We start from the raw sequence: 17656 nt of genomic DNA, 5'->3' as shown, positions 1-17656 counted from the left end.
GGTCAGCGACCCCCGTTGTCCGTGGTGCGGCCGGCGTCGTCGAACGACCGGCGGATGTGCTCTGCGGCGGCTTCCATGCCGAGGGAGTCGTTCAGGTAGCTGTCGAGGACGTCGTCGAGCAGCGCCCCCGGCAGGCCGGCCTCGGCCGCGCCGGTCGCACCCTCGGGACCGCCCGTCCCCGCGGCGTCCGTCCCGGGATCGCCCGTCCCGGCACCGTCGATCGGCTTCTCCGCTATCCAGTACCGCTCGCGGGCGAAGGGGTAGGTGGGCAGCGGGACGACCCGGGCCGTGCGCCCCGGGTGGAGGCTGCGCCAGTCGAGCTCGAAGCCGTTCACCCAGAGGTCGAGCACCTTCGCGAACTTCCCCTTGGCGATCCAGACTTCGAGGATCGCGCCCATGTCCTCGTCGGCGGTGAGCGCGGAGAGCGCGCGGTCGTGGCGCTTCACCCGGCCGCGGTGCAGCCCCTCGGTCCGCTCCGGGTGGCTCAGGAAGCCCTGGAGCCGCTCCCGCAGCTCGCCGAGCGAACCGACGACCGTCCCCAGCCGCTCGGGCATGGCCTCGCGGCCGAGTTGCAGCGTGTGGGCGACGTCGGTGACGGACACCCCGCGCCGCTCCCCGGTCGGCAGCCAGCGCAGCAGGGCGGCGGCCTGCTCCCGCAGCCGGTCCTCGTCCTTGGCGGAGAGGACGACGACGGCGGGCCCGTCGGCCGGAGCGCCCATGGCGGCCGGCGCCTTCGGGACGTACTCCTCGATCACCACATGGGCGTTGGCGCCGCCCGCCCCGAACGAGGAGACACCGGCGCGGCGCGGCACCTCGGCGGTGACGCCGTCCACGGTGACGACCGGGCGCTTCCACTCCGCCTGGTCCCGCTGGACCACGAAGGGCGTGGAATCGAAGTCGATGTGCGGGTTCAGCTCCTCGGCGTGCAGGCTTGGAGCCAGCTCGCCGTGCTGCAGCTGGAGCACGACCTTGAGCACGCCCGCGATGCCCGCCGCGGCCTCGGCGTGGCCGATGTTGCTCTTGGCCGAGCCGATCGCGCAGTACCGGACGTCCCGGGTGTCGCCGGAGAACGCCCTGGTCAGGCCGTTGATCTCGATCGGGTCGCCGAGCGCCGTCCCGGTGCCGTGGGCCTCGACGTAGCTGATGGTGCGCGCGTCGACGCCGGCCCGGTCGAGCGCCTGGCGCACGACCTTGCCCTGCGCCACCGGGTTCGGCACGGTGTAACCGTTGGTCGTCCCGCCGTGGTTGATGCCGGTGCCGCGGATGACGGCGTGGATGTGGTCACCGTCCCGCTCGGCGTCCTCCAGTCGCTTGAGCACGATCGCGCCGACGCCCTCTCCGGGGACGAAGCCGTTGCCGCCGAGCCCGAAGCTGCGGCACTTCTCCTCGTCCGAGAGCATCTGGAGGTTGCACAGGTTGAGGTAGCTCGACGGGTGCAGGTAGAGGTTCACGCCGCCGGTCACGGCCAGCTCGCAGTCGCCGCGGAGCAGGTGCTCGCACGCCTCGTGAAGTGCCGTCAGCGAGGACGAGCAGAGGGTGTCGACGGGCATGCTCGGGCCGTTCAGGTTCAGCTTGAACGAGACGCGGTTGGCCGCCGACCCGAAGGAGGTGTACGGGTAGGCCGTGTCGCCGCGGCGCCACCGCTCGGGCCCGTAGAGGTTGTGCCCGGCGCGCGTGATGCCCACGAAGACACCGACCCGGCCGTCGAACTCCTCCTCGATGCGCGCCCGCGTGTAGCCCGCGTCCTCGAAGGCCTTCCAGGTCTCCTGGAGGAAGAGCCGCTCCTGCGGGTCGATCTCCAGAGCCTCGTTGGGCGTCATCTCGAAGAACAGCGGGTCGAAGTCGGCGAAGCCGTCGAGGAAGCCGCCCCACTTGCTGTAGCTCTTGCCCTCCGCGGCGGCCTTCTCCTTGTCGGGCTCGTAGAACCCGTCGAGAGGCCACCGGTCGGCGGGGATCTCGGTGACGGAGTTCCGGCCGGACCGCAGGTTCTCCCAGTACGCGTCCAGCGTCTCGGCCTGCGGGAACCGGGCGCTCATCCCGACGATGGCGATGTCACCGGTGCGGGCGGGCGCGGCGGCGGGTGCGGGGCGCGACGGCTCGGCCGCCACCACCGGGGCCGTCCGGACGGCCTGCACCACCGGGGCGGCCGGGGCCTCCTGCGCGGGTTCGACGGTCACCACGGCCGGGGCCGCCGGCACCGCCGCGGGGGCGGGGGCGGGTGCGAGGCCGACCGCCCGCTCCAGGGCCTCGTCCTGACGGCCGGCGAAGTGCTCGGTGAGCGCCTCGATCGTGCGGTACTCGAAGAAGAGCGTGCTGCTGACCTCCCCCAGGTCTTTCTTGAGGTTGTTGAGGAGCTGGAGGATGAGGATGGAGTCGATGCCGTAGGCGGACAGCGCCTCCCGGGCGTCGATGGACTCCGCCGGGATGAGCAGGGTGCGCGCGACCAGCTCCGTCAGGTAGGTCCGCATCGCGCCCTGGAACGCCGCCGGGTCCGCCTGCACGGGCTGCGGCGCGACGGCCGGCACGGGCTGCGGCGCGACGGACTGCGGCGCGACCGGCTGGGGCGCAGGCTGCGCCACGGCGGGTGCCACCACCGGCGGCCGGCCGCCGTCGGCCTGGCGGATCACGCCGTCGCTGAAGGCGACGACGACCTGCTGGCCGAGCGGGTGCGCGTCCCGCGCCGGGAACTCGACGGCCGCGAAGCCCTCCCACTCCAGGACGGACTGCCACATCCGGGGCTCCAGCCCCGGGCCGCCGGCGTCCCGCAGCTCCGGGTCGTCGTACAGCCACCAGCCGTCCAGGAGCGCGAAGGTCAGCATGCCGAACACGGTGTAGCCGTCGATCTCGTTCACGACGACGGCGCCGCCGGGCCGCAGCAGGGCCTTGCTGTTGCGCAGCGACACGCGGATGTCCTTGGTCGCGTGGAGCACGTTGGTCGCGATGACGAGGTCGTACCCGCCCTCCTCGAACCCCTGCTCCGCCACTGGGCGGCCGGCGTCGTAGAGCTCGCAGCGCAGGAACGGGTTCTCCGCTCCCCACTGCTGCCTGCCGTGGATGAGGAAGGCCCGGGAGAGGTCGGTGTAGCAGTACTCCCCGATGTGCTCCGCGTACGGGCGCAGCCGGCGCATGATCGTGGCGGTGGTGCCGCCGGTGCCGGCGCCGACCTCCAGGATGCGGAACTTCGCACCCGGGTCCTCCGCCAGCCGGCGCTCGACCAGGGCGACGGTGCAGTCGCCGACGACGTCGTTGAAGTAGTCGGCGATCATGTTCCGCTTGTAGATGCCCTCCACGAGGTCCAGGGAGGATCCGGGGAAGATGACGTCGACCGCGGAGGTCTCCCCGGTGAGGATGGCGGTCAGTGCCCGGAGGGTCTTGTCCACCAGGTCCACCGAGGCGCGCAGCTCCGGGTCGGCGAGCCACGCCCGCTTGTTGCGCTCCCACTCGGCCGCGGTGGCGGCCGGGTCGAGCGGGCTCACGGCGCCGGCGCGGTAGCCGGCGCCGGTCTCCACGAGCCAGCCCTGCCGCACGAAGAGTTCGAGGGTCTCCTGGAGCCAGCGGTCGTACTTGCCGGTGATCCCGTTGGCCCGCTGGAAGGCGGCCGCGTCGAAGGCCCCGCCGGCGAACCAGCCACGGCCGTGCAGCTCGCACCAGAGCAGCTTGGCCAGCAGCGCGTCCAGCTCCCGGAGCTTGTCCTTCGCCTGCGTCTCCACCGTCCGCAACGCGCCCTGTCGCGACGGGAGTTCGGGAGTGATCGGGCCGGCCTGGGCGGCCGCCGGGCTCAGCACCCGGACGGACTCGTGGTCCGCGTAGGCCTCGAACCGCTCCGGCTTGCGGGTGTTGACGTAGACCAGCTGGCCGAGCGGGGCGGCCAGCAGCCGCTCGACCGCGTCCATGGCGAGCGCCGGGTCGATGTCGCCCAGGCCCTCCTGCTGGTAGATCCGCTCCCGGACGTGCTGCGGGACGTCGAGCCCGCTCCCGACGGCGCCCCAGTAGCCCCAGTTGACGACCTTGACGGCGTAGCCGCGCCCGGCCGACAGGCGGTCGGCGAGGGCGTCCTCGAAGGCGTTGCCGGCCACGTAACTGCAGTAGCCCATGGTCTGGTTGATCGACGCGATCGAGGAGAAGTACAGCAGGAAGTCGAGGCCCTCGGCGTCGAACACCTCCGCCATCCGCACGCTGGCGTCGACCTTGGCGCTCAGGCCCCGGCGGAACTGCTCCTCGCTGGTGTTGGGCAGGCTCTGGTCCACCAGGCCGAAGACCGACTGGACCACGCCGTGGACGGTGCCGAACCGCTCCCTGACCTTCGCGTACGCGGCCCGCAGCGACTCCGGGTCGGCCGCGTCCGCCGGGACGTACCAGGGCGCGCGGCCCAGGGCCGCCAGCCGGTCGATCTTCTGCTGGATGGCGTCGTCCTTCTCCCGGCGGCCGATCCAGACCACCTGGGCGCCGAAGCGCCGGATGACGTCCTCGCTCCAGAGTTCGCCGATCCCGCCGGCCCCGCCGAGGACGACGTAGACGCCGCCCTCCTTGTACGGGGTCCGGGCCGGCGCCGGGAGCTCCACCCGGGCCAGGCTGCGGCGGAACCACTGCCCGCCACGCAGCGCCCGCACCGTCCGCGCGGGAGCGCCGAGCAGGGCGGCCATGGGGGCCGGCTCGGTCGCGCCGAGGTCGAAGGACTTCACGCCCCAGTCGGGCAGCTCCCTGGCCATCACGCCGGCCAGGCCGAGCACGGCCGCGTCGGCGGGGTGGACCGTCTCGCCCTGCAGCACGGACTGCGTCTGCCGGGTCACCACCGTCCAGCTCAGCTCCTCGCTGCCGTAGCCCAGTGCGAACAGGGCCTTGGTCAGGCGGAAGAACGTCACCACGCCGGCGTCGGTGCGCCGCAGCAGCGCGGTGGCCTCGGCGCTGCCGTCGGCCGGCGAGATCCAGACGAGGTGCCGGACGGTGCCGACGCGCCGCAGCGCCGCGGTGAGCGCCTCGATGCTCTGCGTGTCGCCGGTGGTGAGGAAGTGCGGCGTGGCACAGAGGGCGGCGATGGCGGCGTGCTCCGCGGCGTCTCCCCCGACGACCACGACGTTGCCGTCCAGGGCCGGGACGGTGGCCGGGCCGGCGGCCGGCTCGGGGGCCGGCTCGCGGACCCAGAGCGGCGCCAGCGACAGGTGGTCGCCGTCCTCCGGGCCGGCCGTGCGGGCAGCGGGCAGGGCCGCTGCGGGGGCGGCGACAGCAGGGGCGGCGGGCAGGGCCGGACGCTGCGTCCGGGCCTCCTCGGGCAGCCAGTAGCGCTGCCGCAGGAAGGGGTAGGTCGGCAGCGGGACGCGCAGGTGCGCGCCGGTGGCGAAGAGCCGCGCGTACTCCAGCTCGTAGCCCTGGAGGTACAGGTCGCGCACGGCCTCCAGCTGCTCCGTCCGGGCCGTCCCGGCCGCGCCCTCGGCGCACTGGCGGATGCAGCTGTTGCCGAACTGCTCCAGGGAGGTCTGCGGGCGCGGCGCGTGGTCCGCGAGGTCGGCGACGCGCACGTGCTCCTCGCGGCCGTCCGCGAGCCACTCGCGCAGCCGCGCCACCAGCTCGGCGGTGTCCCGGGCGACGCAGGCCAGGCGGACCGGGCAGTGCCGCCGGCCCAGGAGCAGGGTCAGGGCGATGTCGCCCAGCCCGACGCCCGGGTTGCCGTCCAGGTGGTCCAGCAACTGCGCTGCCTGGGTGCGCAGTTGGTCGCGCGAGAGCGCGGAGAGCACCACCAGCTGGCCTGCGGCGGCCGGCACGGTGCGCGGCCGCTCGGGGGCCTCCTCGATCACCAGGTGCGCGTTGGTGCCGCTGAAGCCGAACGAGCTGAGCGCGGCCAGCCGCGGGCGGCCCGGCCCGGCCGTCCAGTCGCGGTGGACGGTGTTCACGTAGAACGGGCTGCCCCGGAAGGCGATGTGGGCGTTGCCCTGCTCGAAGTGGAGGGAGCGCGGCAGCTCGCGGTGGTGCATGGCGAGCAGGATCTTGGCGAGGCCGGCGACGCCGCTGGCCGGTGCCGCGTGCCCGATGTTGGTCTTCACCGAGCCGATCGCGCAGTACTCCTGCTTCTCGGTGTAGTGGCGGAACGCCCGGCTCAACGCCTGGAACTCGATCGGGTCGCCGAGCTTGGTGCCGGTGCCGTGGGCCTCGACCAGCTGGATGCCGGCCGGGTCGATCCCGAAGGTGTCGTAGACCGTACGCTCCAGCCGCTCCTGCGACCTGGCGCTCGGCGCGGTGATGCCGTTGGAGGTGCCGTCCTGGTTCAGGCCGGAGGCGCGCACCACCCCGTGGATGTGGTCGCCGTCGGCGAGGGCGTCCCGCAGGCGCTTGAGCACGACCATGCCGACGCCCTCGCCGGGGACGAAGCCGTCCGCCCGCTCGTCGAAGGTGTGGCACTGCCCGGTGTCGGAGAGCATGCCGGCCTTGTGGGCCGCCAGGTAGTAGTCGGGTGCGCACTGCACCGAGACCCCGCCGGCCAGCGCCAGCTCCACCTCACCGGCGCGCAGCGCCTGGCACGCGAGGTGGATGGCGACCAGCGAGCCGGAGCACGCCGTGTCGACGGCGATGGCGGGGCCCTGGAGGTCGAGGTAGTAGGAGATCCGCGCCGGGATGATCGCCTCGGCGTTGCCCCACATGGCCTGGGCCGGGGCGTCCTCGGCGGGCGCGGTCAGGTAGTCGCTGACCTGGGTGCCGATGTAGACCCCGCAGGCCCGGCCGCGGACCGCCTCACCGGCGTAGCCGGCGTCCTCCAGGGCCTTCCAGGACTCCTCCAGCGTGAGGCGCTGCTGCGGGTCCATGTAGGTGGCCTCAAGGCCGGATATCTGGAAGAACATCGGGTCGAAGAGGTCGATGTCGTCCATGAGCGAGGCGTACCGGGGGTGGCCGGCGCCGGGGGACACGTAGGTCGAGAGGTCCCAGCGGTCGATCTCGCCGACCAGACTGCGGCCCTCGGCGAGGTGCCGCCAGAGCTGGTGGACGTCCTTGGCGGTACCGAACCTGCCGCTCAGGCCGATGATCGCGATCGGCTCGGTGGACGGGTCCGCCGCAGCGGCGGGAGCGACGGCCACGGGGGCTTCCGGCGCGGGGGCGGTGACGGGGGCGACTGTGGCCGAGGGCACCGGCGCGGGAAGGACGGCGGTGGCGACGACCGGCGCCGGGGCGACGGCGGCGCGGGTCGAGGCGGCCGGCACGGCCGGCGCGGGCTCCCCGACGAAGGCGGCGGCCGGCTCGTCGCGGTGGTACTCCACCACGTAGCGCGCCAGCGCCCGCACCGAGCTGTGGTCGAACAGGTCGGTGGCCGCCAGCGTGATGCCGAGGGCGGTGTTCAGATCCTGCGTCAGCCCGACCCCGAGGATGGAGTCGACGCCGTAGTCGGCGAACGCGTCCTCCTCGGAGATCTCCCGGCGGTCCAGGCCGAGGGAGTGCTCGATCTGCGTGACGATCACCTCCCGGACGCGTGCCTCGGCAGCCGCGGCGTCGAAGGCACCGGCCTCCCGGGCCCCGGCCGGAACGGCGGCCGCAACGGCCGGGATCACGGCCGGGATCACGGCCGGGATCACGGCCGGGACCTCGGCCGGAACCACCGCCGGAGCTTCGGCCGGGGCCGCCACCGGGGCCACCAGCGCCCGCGCCTGCTCCGGGAAGGTGTCGGCGACGTACGCCGCCAGCCGGCGCACCGAGCCGTGGTCGAAGAGGTCGGTGGTCACCAGCACGCCGCCCAGCACCTCGTTGAGGTCCTGGATCAGCTGCACGCCGAGGATGGAGTCCACGCCGTAGTCGGCGAACGCGTCCTCCTCGTGGATCTCGCTCGCGGCCAGCCCGAGGGAGGTCTGGATCCGGTCGACGATCGTGCGCTGCACCTGCGCCCGCACCTCGCCCTCGCCCGGCACGGCGGCGGTCACCGTGACCGGCACGCCGGCGGTCACCGCGGCGGCCGCGGCAGCGGGCCCGACCAGGTCGGCAGAACCGGCCACGAAGGCGGCCCCGGCCTGCACGGCCGCGACGGCACCGGCCCGGGCCACGACGATCTGGTGCCCGGCGTCGTGCACCGCGGCGGCCGGGAACGCGACGGGGCCGAACCCCTCCTCCTCCAGCACCGTCCGCCAGGTCGCGGGCGCCAGGCCGGGGCAGCCCTCGATCCGCAGCTCGGCGTCCTGGTAGAGCCACCAGCCGTCGAGCAGACCGAAGGTCAGGTGCAGGAACAGCGTGCGCGCGGCCATCTCGTTGAGCACGAGCTCGCCGTCGGCGCCCAGCAGCGCCTTGGCGTGCCGGACGGCCGCCCGCACGTCGCGGGTGGCGTGCAGGACGTTGGTGGCGAGGACGATGTCGTAACCGCCCTCGGTCACGCCCTGCGCCGCGGGCTCGCGCTCCACGTCGAAAAGGTCGAACCGCATGTAGGGGTGCTCGGCGCCGAACTCCTTCTGCCCCTTGAGCAGGAAGTACCGGGAGAGGTCGGTGTAGCGGTACTCGGCGACGCCGTCGCGGTACGGGGCGAGCCGGCGCAGCACCTTCTCGCTGGTGCCGCCGGTGCCGGAGCCGATCTCGAAGATCCGCACCTTGCGGGCCGGGTCCCGGTCGAGCAGGGCCGCGACCCGGGCCGCCACCTCGTCCGCCATGATCTCGTTCAGGGCGTCGGCACTGTCGCAGTGCCGGTAGACGCCCTCGACCAGCGCCATGGACGAGGCGGGGAAGATGACGTCGGTCGCGGGCCGGCGGCCGGTGAGGACCTCCGGGAACGCGCGCAGCGCCGGGTCCAGCAGGTTGACGTAGGCGCTGGCGCCGTTGCTCTCCCGGCACAGCGCCTCCCAGCGCCGCCACACGGCGTCACCGTCGGCCGGTGCCTTGGCGGTCGGCGTGTAGTGCCCGGCGCCGTGCCCGTCGTACGCCAGGTAGCCGTGGCCGGCCAGGATGCGCAGGCTCTCGTCGAGCCAGCGGTCGTAGCCGCCGCCCGGCTTCAGGGCGGCCCGGAGCTCGGCGACGCTGCCGCCCGCCGCCTTCAGCCCCAGGGCCCGCAGCTGCGTGAAGAGGAGCTCGCAGAGCAGCTCGTCGTCGAAGCCCCGGGCGCTGCCGGAGTCGGCGAGGACGCGCTGCAGCCGGCGCTCGTCCGCGGTCCGCACCGTGCCGGCGGTACCGGCCGCCCGGTGCCCGGCCCGCTTCGGGGTCGTGGTCTTCTCGACGGCGAGCTGGTCGAACGGGCCCGAGAGCAGGACGTCCAGGGCCGCCATGCCCTCGGCGGGCTCGATGGAGCCGATGCCGTCCAGCTCCATCCGCCGCTGGTAGGCGTCGGCGGCGACGACGCCGACGCTGCCCCAGTAGCCCCAGTTCATCACCTTCACGGTGGCGGGCCAGGTCTGCTGAAGGAGCCGGGCGAAGGCGTCCTTGAAGACGCAGCCGCAGACGTAGTTGCTCTGCCCGGCGGAGCGCTGGAAGGAGTTGAGCGAGGAGAAGAACAGCACGAAGTCCAGCGGCTCTCCGGCGAACACCTGGGCCATCCGGACGCTGACGTCCACCTTGGCCTGCACGGCGGCCCGGAACCGGTCCTCGGTCATCCGCGCCACGCTCTGGTCGAGCAGGGCGATGGCGGAGTGGACGACGCCGTTGATCTGCGGGAAGCGCGCCTTGACCCGGGCGACGGCGGCCGCGAGGGAGTCCCGGTCGGTGGCGTCGGCCTGGAGGTACCAGGGCGCGGGGCCGAGCCGGCCCAGCTCGGCGATCCGGGCCCGGATCGCCTCGTCCTCGGGGCGGCGGCCGATCCAGACCACCTGCGCCCGGTAGTCGCGCACGACGTGCTCGGTCCAGGCCGCCCCGAGGCCGCCGGCGCCGCCGATGACCACGTAGACGCCGCCGTGCTTGTACGCCGTGGCGTCCTCCCGGGCGGCCGCGTCGGCCGGCACGGGTACCAGGGTCTGGCGGAACCACCGCCCGCCGCGGTGCGCCCAGGTGGCGGCCACCGGTTCGGCCGGGAGGTCGAGCGCCTCGCGCAGGACGGACTCGCGCAGCTCCTCGACGTCGGCGAGGCGCACCCGCCACCGCGGGTTCTCCTTCGCCAGCGAGCCCAGCAGGCCGTGGACGCCGGCGTGGGTCGGGTCGACCTCGTCGGCGTCGTCGACGAACTGGCTGCGGACGGTCACGGCGGTCCACTCCAGGGCCCGCTTCTCGTAACCGAGCGCCAGCAGTGCCTTGGCGAGCCGGAAGCCGGCGTACGCGCCCTCCTCCTGCCGCTCGACCAGGGCGTCGCTCTCCGGCCCCACCGGCGTGCCGCCGCCGGCCACCCAGACCACCTGGTCGTAGGCCGCGCCGCCGCGTGCCAGGCGGGCCCGCAGGCCCTCGACGGTGTCGCCGGCCCGCAGCAGCAGGACCTCGACGCCCTCGTGCCCGGTGAGGACCGAGCCCAGCGCGTCCGGCTGGTCGCCGACGAGCAGGATCCGGCCGCCGGGGCCACGCTGCGCGGCCGGCGGGAACGGCGGCTCGGCCTGCTCCCAGCCCGGCTTGAGCAGCGTCAGCCGCCCCGCGGCCGGGGCCTCGGCGGGCACCGCCTGGGTGTCGCGCCTGACGGGGCGGGTGCTGAACGCCCTGATCCGCACGCTCACGTTGCCCTGCGCGTCGCACAGGTCGATGTCGAGCTTGTCGCCGCCCTGCGCGGCCGGCCGGCCGCTGCGCCGCAGCCAGGCCCACATGGTCGGCGTGCAGGGCCCGAGGATCTCCAACTCCTCCAGCGCGTAGGGCAGGTGGGCGCCGTCGGTGGCGTCCAGCAGGCCGACGGAGGCCTGCAGCGCGGCGTCGAGCAGGCTGGGGTGCAGCACGAGGCGGTCGAGGCCGTGCTCCGCCTCCTGCGGCAGCGCCAGCTCGGCGAGCGCCTGCCCCTCACCGACGAGGATCCGCACCAGGCCCTGGAAGGCCGGCCCGTAGGCGATCCCCCTGCGCCGGTACGAGGCGTAGGCCTCGGCGGCGGCGATCTCGAAGGATCCGCACTCGGCCCGCAACCGGGCCAGGTCCAGCGGGTCCGGGCGCGGGGTGTCGGCGACGACGATGCGGCCCTGGCTGTGCACGGCCGGCTGCGCGCCGGCGACCGGGGCGAGGATCCGGTAGCGCACGCCCGCGGCGTCCGGTTCGAGCTCGACCCGCACGTCCGACGGGGTGTCACCGACCTTGACCGGCCGCATCCAGACGACGTCCCGGATCGAGACGCCGCCGGTCCGCCCGCCCCCGTCCGCCCGGTCGGCGGCGTGGGCGGCCCGGGCCAGCTCCAGGTGGGCCACACCGGGGAGGACCTTCTCCCCGGCCACGACGTGGTCGCGCAGGAAGAACTCCCGGCCGGTGAGGGTCGTGCCGGCCGGCCGGCCGGGCTCGGCGGCGCGCAGCAGCGGGTGGCCGGGCACGCCCGGCGCCTGCGGCGCGACGTCCTGCCACAGCTGCTTCCGGGCGAAGGGGTAGCCGGGCAGCGAGACCGGGGCCGGGCGGCGGCCGCCGAACAGCCGCAGCCATTCGAGGTCGTTCCCCTGGCAGTAGGCCTTGGCGGCGGCGCGCAGCGCGTCGGTGTGCAGCGCGGCGTCGTGGTGCAGCAGGGCCGCCTGCTCCAGCAGCCGGTTACCGGCCTCGCGCACCTCCTCCTTCGGCGCGAAGCCCTTGGGCACCCGTGCGGTGAAGACGTCCGGCGCCTGCCCGTCCCGGCTCCACCGCCGCAGCAGGCGCACGGCCTCGGCGGCGTCGCGGGCCACCACGGCGCAGCGGTGCCGGAAGTGCGGCCGGCCGTCGAGCAGGGTCGCGCCGACCTCGCGCAGGCCCTGCGGGCGGGTGGCGTCCTCCAGGAAGTCGATCAGGTCGGCGACCCGCTGGCGCAGCGACTCCTCGGACTTGGCCGACAGGGCCAGCAGGTGGGCGGGCATCGTCGCGGCCTCGTCGTCGTTCTGCACCGGATAACTCTCCACAACCATGTGTGCGTTGGTCCCGCTCATCCCGAACGAGCTGACGGCCGCGACGCGCCTGCGCCCGGGGCGCTCGGGCCAGGCCCGGTTCGCCTTGTTGACGAAGAACGGGCTGTCCTTCCAGGCGATGTACTCGCTCTCCTGCTCGCAGTGCAGGCTCGCCGGGATCGTCTCGTGGCGCATGGCCTGGACGAGCCCGATGAGGCTGACGAGGCCGGAGGCCGCGAGCGTGTGCCCGACGTTCGACTTGACCGAGGTCAGGGCGCAGTACTGCTGCTTGTCGGTGAACCCCTTGAAGGCGTCGTTGAGCGCGTTGATCTCGACCGGGTCCCCGAGCCGGGTGCCCGTCCCGTGCGCGACGACGTACTCGATGTCCGCCGGGTCGACCCCGTACTGCCGGTAGGTGGAGCGCAGCAGCTCGGTCTGGGCGTCCCCGTTGGGGGCGGTGATGCCGTTCGACCGGCCGTCGTAGTTGATTCCGCTGGCGCGGATGACGGCGTGGATCCGGTCCCCGTCGGCGACGGCCGCGGAGAGCTTCTTCAGGACGACGACGGCGACGGCCTCGCTGAGCACCATGCCGTTGGCGCGCTTGTCGAAGGCGTGGCAGACGCCGTCCTCCGAGAGCATGCCGGCCTGCTGGGTGCCGGTCAGCAGCTGCGGGGTCGTGATCAGGCTGACCCCGGCGGCGAGGGCGGTCTCGCACTCGCCGTTGCGGATGCTCGCACAGGCCTGGTGGGCCGCCACGAGGCCGGATGAGCAGGCCGTGTTGAGGGCCATCACCGGGCCGTTGAGGTCCAGGAAGTAGGAGAGCCGTGCGGCGAGGATGCCGTCGTGGTTGGCGGTGATGCTGTCGGTGCCGCGGGCGAGGTCGCCGTAGTCGCCCTGCTCGACGCCGACGAACATGCCGACCCGGCGGGTGGCCGCCGGCTTCCAGCCCGCGTCCTCCAGCGCCCGCCACGACTCCTGGAGGAGCAGCCGCTGGCGCGGGTCGAGGCTCTGCGCCTCCTTGGGGGAGAGCTCGAAGAAGAGCGGGTCGAACTCGTCCGGCCCGGACAGCTGGCCGACCCGGAAGGCGCCGAACGGGCTGTCCTCGGGCTCGCCCCAGAGGGCGAGGCGCTCGCGGCCGACCGGGGTCACGGTGTCGCGGCCCTCGGCGAGGACGGACCAGAGCCGGTCGACGTCGTCGGCGCCGGGGAACCGGCCGCTCATGCCGATGACGGCGATGGCGTCGTCGTCCCCGCCCCGCCCGAACGGTGCCCGGGCGGCGGGCTCCGGCAGGGTGCCGGCCGTCCGCTGCCCGCCGTACGGGGACTGGCCCGTGGCGGCCTCGACGGCGGCGATGGCCTCGGCCGCCTCACCGGTGGCGACGGTGGCGACGGCAGCGGGCCGGTCCGGGGCGGCCTCGGGTGCGGCCTGGTCCAGCGCCTCCCGGAACCAGTCGGGCTCGGCCACCTCGACGACGGGCGCGGCGTCGCCCGCGCCGCCGCCGTAGAACGCGGCGAGGACTTCCTTGTGCTCGGCCGCGTACCAGCCCCTGAGCTTGCGCAGCGTGGAGTGGCTGTAGAAGAGCGAGGGCGAGACCTCGACGCCGTAGTGCGCGCCGAGCCGGGCCGCCAGCTCGGCCAGGCTGACCGAGTCGAAGCCGTAGTCGGAGAGGTTGTCGTCCTCGTAGATCTTGTCGAGGGCGATGTTGACGGCCCCGCTGATGATCTCCCTGAGGTCCCGGTCCAGACCCTCCTCGGGGCTCACCGCCGGCGCGGCGGGTACGGCCGGCCGGGTCGGGGCGGCGGCCGGCTGCGGCTGCGTCAGGCCGAGGAAGCGGACCACCCGGCTCGGCCGGCCCACCAGGATCATGTGCTGGGAGGCGTCCTGGGCCAGCAGCTGCTCGAACAGCGCGATGCCGTCCCGCGTCTCCAGGAAGTCCTGGCCGCTCGACCGCAGCAGCATCGTGGTGGTGTCCTGGTCGAAGCCCATCCCTCCCTCGCGCCACAGCGGCCAGTTGACGACCACCGTCCGCCCGGAGAGCTGCCCGGCCCTCACCCGCGCGTCGCGGTGGGCGGCGTAGGCCATCTGGAAGCGGTTGCCGACCGCGTAGTCGCAGGTGCCGAAGTCGCCGATGACGGCCGAGGTCGAGGAGAAGTAGCAGACGAAGTCGACGTCCTCGCCCGCCAGCGCCTCGTCCAGCGCCAGCGTGCCGCGGATCTTGGGCTCCAGGATCCCCTCGAAGGCGCTCAGCTCCTTCTGGAGGACGCTGCCCTCGCCCTGGACGCCGGCCGCGTGGACGACGCCGTTCAGCGCTCCGAAGCGCTCGCGGGCCTGCGCCACGACGCGCTTCATGTCCTGCGCGTCGGCCACGTCCGCCTGCACGTACACGGCCCGGGCCCCGGCGGAGGTCAGGCCGTCGAGCTTCTCCTGCCGCGCCGCGTCCAGTGCGGAACGGCCGGTCAGCACGAGGTTCGCCGCGTAGTTCTCGGCGAGGTGGCGGGCCACGATCATGCCGAGGCCTCCGGCCCCGCCGGTGACCAGGTAGGTGCCGCCGTGCCGCAGGACGCCGGGGCGCTCGGCGAGGGCGACGGGCCGGACCCGGCTGACGAAGCGTCCGCCCGCGCGGTAGAGCGCGCTGACGGCCTTCTCCGTGCGCAGTTCGGCGAGCAGCCGCTCCGTCCACGCGGCCGCGGTGGCGGGCCGCTGCGGGTCGGCGGCGTCCTGGAGCACGGCCGCGACGGACAGCTGCGGCATCACGAGGCCCAGCGAGCGCTCGAAGCCGAGGTTCGCCTCCAGCAGGGCGCGCTCGACGCCGTCGCGGTACTCCCCCGCGAGCACGAGGCGCCGCGCGGGGAGCTTGGCCGCGGCCACGGCCTGGAGGGTCAGGACGACGTCGCCGAAGTCCTCCGGGTCCGAACCGGGCTCCAGCGCCCGGAGGTCGACGACCGCGTCGATGCCGGGCCGGTTCGCCGCGAGGTCGCGGAACGCCTCCCGGTAGTCCTCGGGCTCACCGCGCCTGACGTCGTGGGAGTCCGGCGAGACCTTGCGGCAGGTGTCGCCGAAGCCGACGAAGGCGACCGGCAGGGTGGGGTCGAGCGCCCGCACGGCCCGGGCGATCTCGGCCTGGCGCTCCGCGCCGGTGCAGAGGAAGACGATCCCGCCGACCTTGCGCGCCGCCGCCCCGTCCAGGGCCTGCGGCTCCCAGCCCTCCACGAAGGCGAGCGGCCTGGTCCGCTCCCCGGACACGGGGGCCGGGGCGGCGACGGTCGACGCCGCAACGGCCGGCGCCACGGCAACCGGCGCGACGGCGGCCGGCTCAGCGGCGACCGGCCCGGCCGGTGCCCGGCCGAGGGACAGCGGCCTGGGCGCGTCCAGCCAGTGCCGCTCCTGCGCGAACGGGTACGTGGGCAGCGGGATGCGGCGCACCTCGGCGCCTCGGGCGAGGGCGTCCCAGTCGAGGGCCAGGCCCTTGACCCAGAGCTCGGCCAGCTTCTCGCCCCGGCCCCGCTCCAGCCACCGCGCCACCACCTCCTGCATCTCCTCGTCGGCCTCCAGGAGGGCGACGGTGTCCTTGTGCTGCCGCACGCCGGCGTGGAAGACGTCCTCGACGTCCTGCCCGCCGTCCAGGAAGGCCCGGAGCTTCTCGCGCAGCGCGTCGTGGCCGTCGACCACCAGGGCGAGCCGCTCCTCCATGGCCTCCCGGCCGACCTGGAGCGTGTACGCGATGTCCGGCAGAACGGCGTCGCGGCCCTGCTCCGACAGCCACGCCAGGAGCGCCCGGGCCTTCTCCCGCAGGCGGTCGCCGTCCTTGGCGGAGAGGGCGATGATCTGCGGCTGCGCGGTGCGCCCGGTGCGCGGCTCCTCCGCGGGGACGTACTCCTCGATGATCACGTGGGCGATGGCGCCGTGGGCACCGAAGGAGGAGACGCCGGCGATCCGGGGCAGCTCGCGCGTCACGCCGTCGACCGTCCGCGTGGGGCGGGTCCACGGCTCCAGCTCCTGCTGAACGTAGAACGGCGTGTTCGCGAAGTCGATGTAGGGGTTCAGCTTCTCGGAGTGCAGGGACGGCGCGAGCATCCCGTGCCGCATCTGCAGCAGCACCTTGGTGACGGCGACGACGCCGGCCGCGCCCTCCAGGTGGCCGATGTTCGACTTGACCGACCCGATCGGGCAGTACTGCTTCTTCGCGGTGTGCTTGCGGAAGGCCCGGGTCAGACCGGTGATCTCGATCGGGTCGCCGAGCGAGGTGCCCGTCCCGTGGCCCTCGATGTAGCTGATGTCCTCCGCCGAGAGGCCGGCGTCGGCCAGGGCGGCCGTGACCATCTCCGCCTGGGCCAGCGGGTTGGGCACCGTCATCCCGTTGGTCTTGCCGCCGTGGACGGTGGCGACGCCGCGGATCACGCCGTGGATGTGATCGCCGTCGGCGACGGCCTGGTCCAGCGGCTTGAGCAGGACGCAGCCCACGCCCTCGCCGGGCACGTAGCCGGTGCCGCCGTCGCCGAAGGAGCGGCAGCGCCCGTCCTTGGCGAAGAAGTTCATCTGGCTGAGCGACACGTACTTGTTGGGGTGCAGCGAGAGGTTGGCCCCGCCGGCGAACGCCAGCGAGGCGGTGCCGTTGCGGATGCTCTCGACGGCCATGGCGATCGCGTAGAGCGAGGACGAGCAGGCGGTGTCGACGGTCAGGCTCTGCCCGTGCAGGTTGAAGAAGTAGGAGACGGCGTTGGAGGCCGCGGCACGGTCGGAGAGGACCACCTCCTGGCCGCTGAGCAGCTGGTACTCGTTCCACATCATGCCGAGGTAGACGCCGACCTTGCGCGCCTTGTCGGGGCTCAGGGTCTTGCGCGTGTACCCGGCGTCCTCCATCGCCTCCCAGGCGGACTGGAGGAACAGCCGGCTCTGCGGGTCGGTCAGCGCGGCCTGGTTCGGCGACATGTTGAAGAACAGGGCGTCGAAGTTCTCGGCGCCGTCGATGAACCCGCCCCACTTGCTGCTGCTCTTGCCGGGCGTCTTCTCGGCGGCGTAGTGCTCGTCCTTGTCCCAGCGGTGCGGCGGGATCTCCTCGATGCAGTCCTCGCCGCGCTCCAGGACCTTCCAGAACTCGTCGAGGTCCCAGGCCTTCGGGTAGCGGCCGCTGACGCCGATGATCGCCACGTCGCGCGACCGTCCGGCGGCCTGCGGGCGCTCCTGCACGGCCGGCGCGGCGGTGGCCGCCGGGGTGACGGAGACGGCCGGAGCCGGCTGGGTCCGGAGCGGCTGAGCGGGGGCGGCCGGGGCCGCGGCGGTCTGCCCGATGTCCAGCAGCTCGCGCAGCCGCTCCGCCTGGTTCTCCGAGAAGTACCCCGCCAACTCGTCGATCGTCCGGTACTCGAAGAACAACGTCCCCGGGATCGACTCGAAGTCCTTCCCCAGAAGCCGCATCAACTCCATGATCTGGATCGACTCGATCCCGTACTCACCCAACTCCGCAGCAGCGTCGATCCGCCCCTTAGGAATCCGGAACACCTGCGACAACCGGTCCTTCAGATACTCGACCGTCCGCCCCAGCAACTCCTCCGAACCACCACCCGCAACCACCACCGGCTCCGGCACGGCCGGCACCGGCTGCGCGGAGACCACCGGGGCGGCCGGCGCCGCGGCGGCGGACTCCCCGAGGCCCAGCAGCTCGCGCAGCCGCTCCGCCTGGTTCTCCGAGAAGTACCCCGCCAACTCGTCGATCGTCCGGTACTCGAAGAACAACGTCCCCGGGATCG

At 73.8% G+C, this 17656-nt stretch carries 1 protein-coding gene; it reads right to left on the bottom strand.

Annotated features, from left to right (window positions below; translation table 11 throughout):
• Positions 1-2: 2 nt before the first annotated feature.
• On the bottom strand, positions 3-17642 hold the full coding sequence (locus tag ACZ3YO_RS22860; protein ID WP_465572192.1) for an SDR family NAD(P)-dependent oxidoreductase: 17640 nt from the start codon (positions 17640-17642) through the stop codon (positions 3-5).
• Positions 17643-17656: the final 14 nt, after the last annotated feature.

The sequence above is a fragment of the Kitasatospora sp. NPDC022785 genome (assembly GCF_055561295.1).
This window is presented reverse-complemented; position numbering and strand designations above follow the sequence as displayed.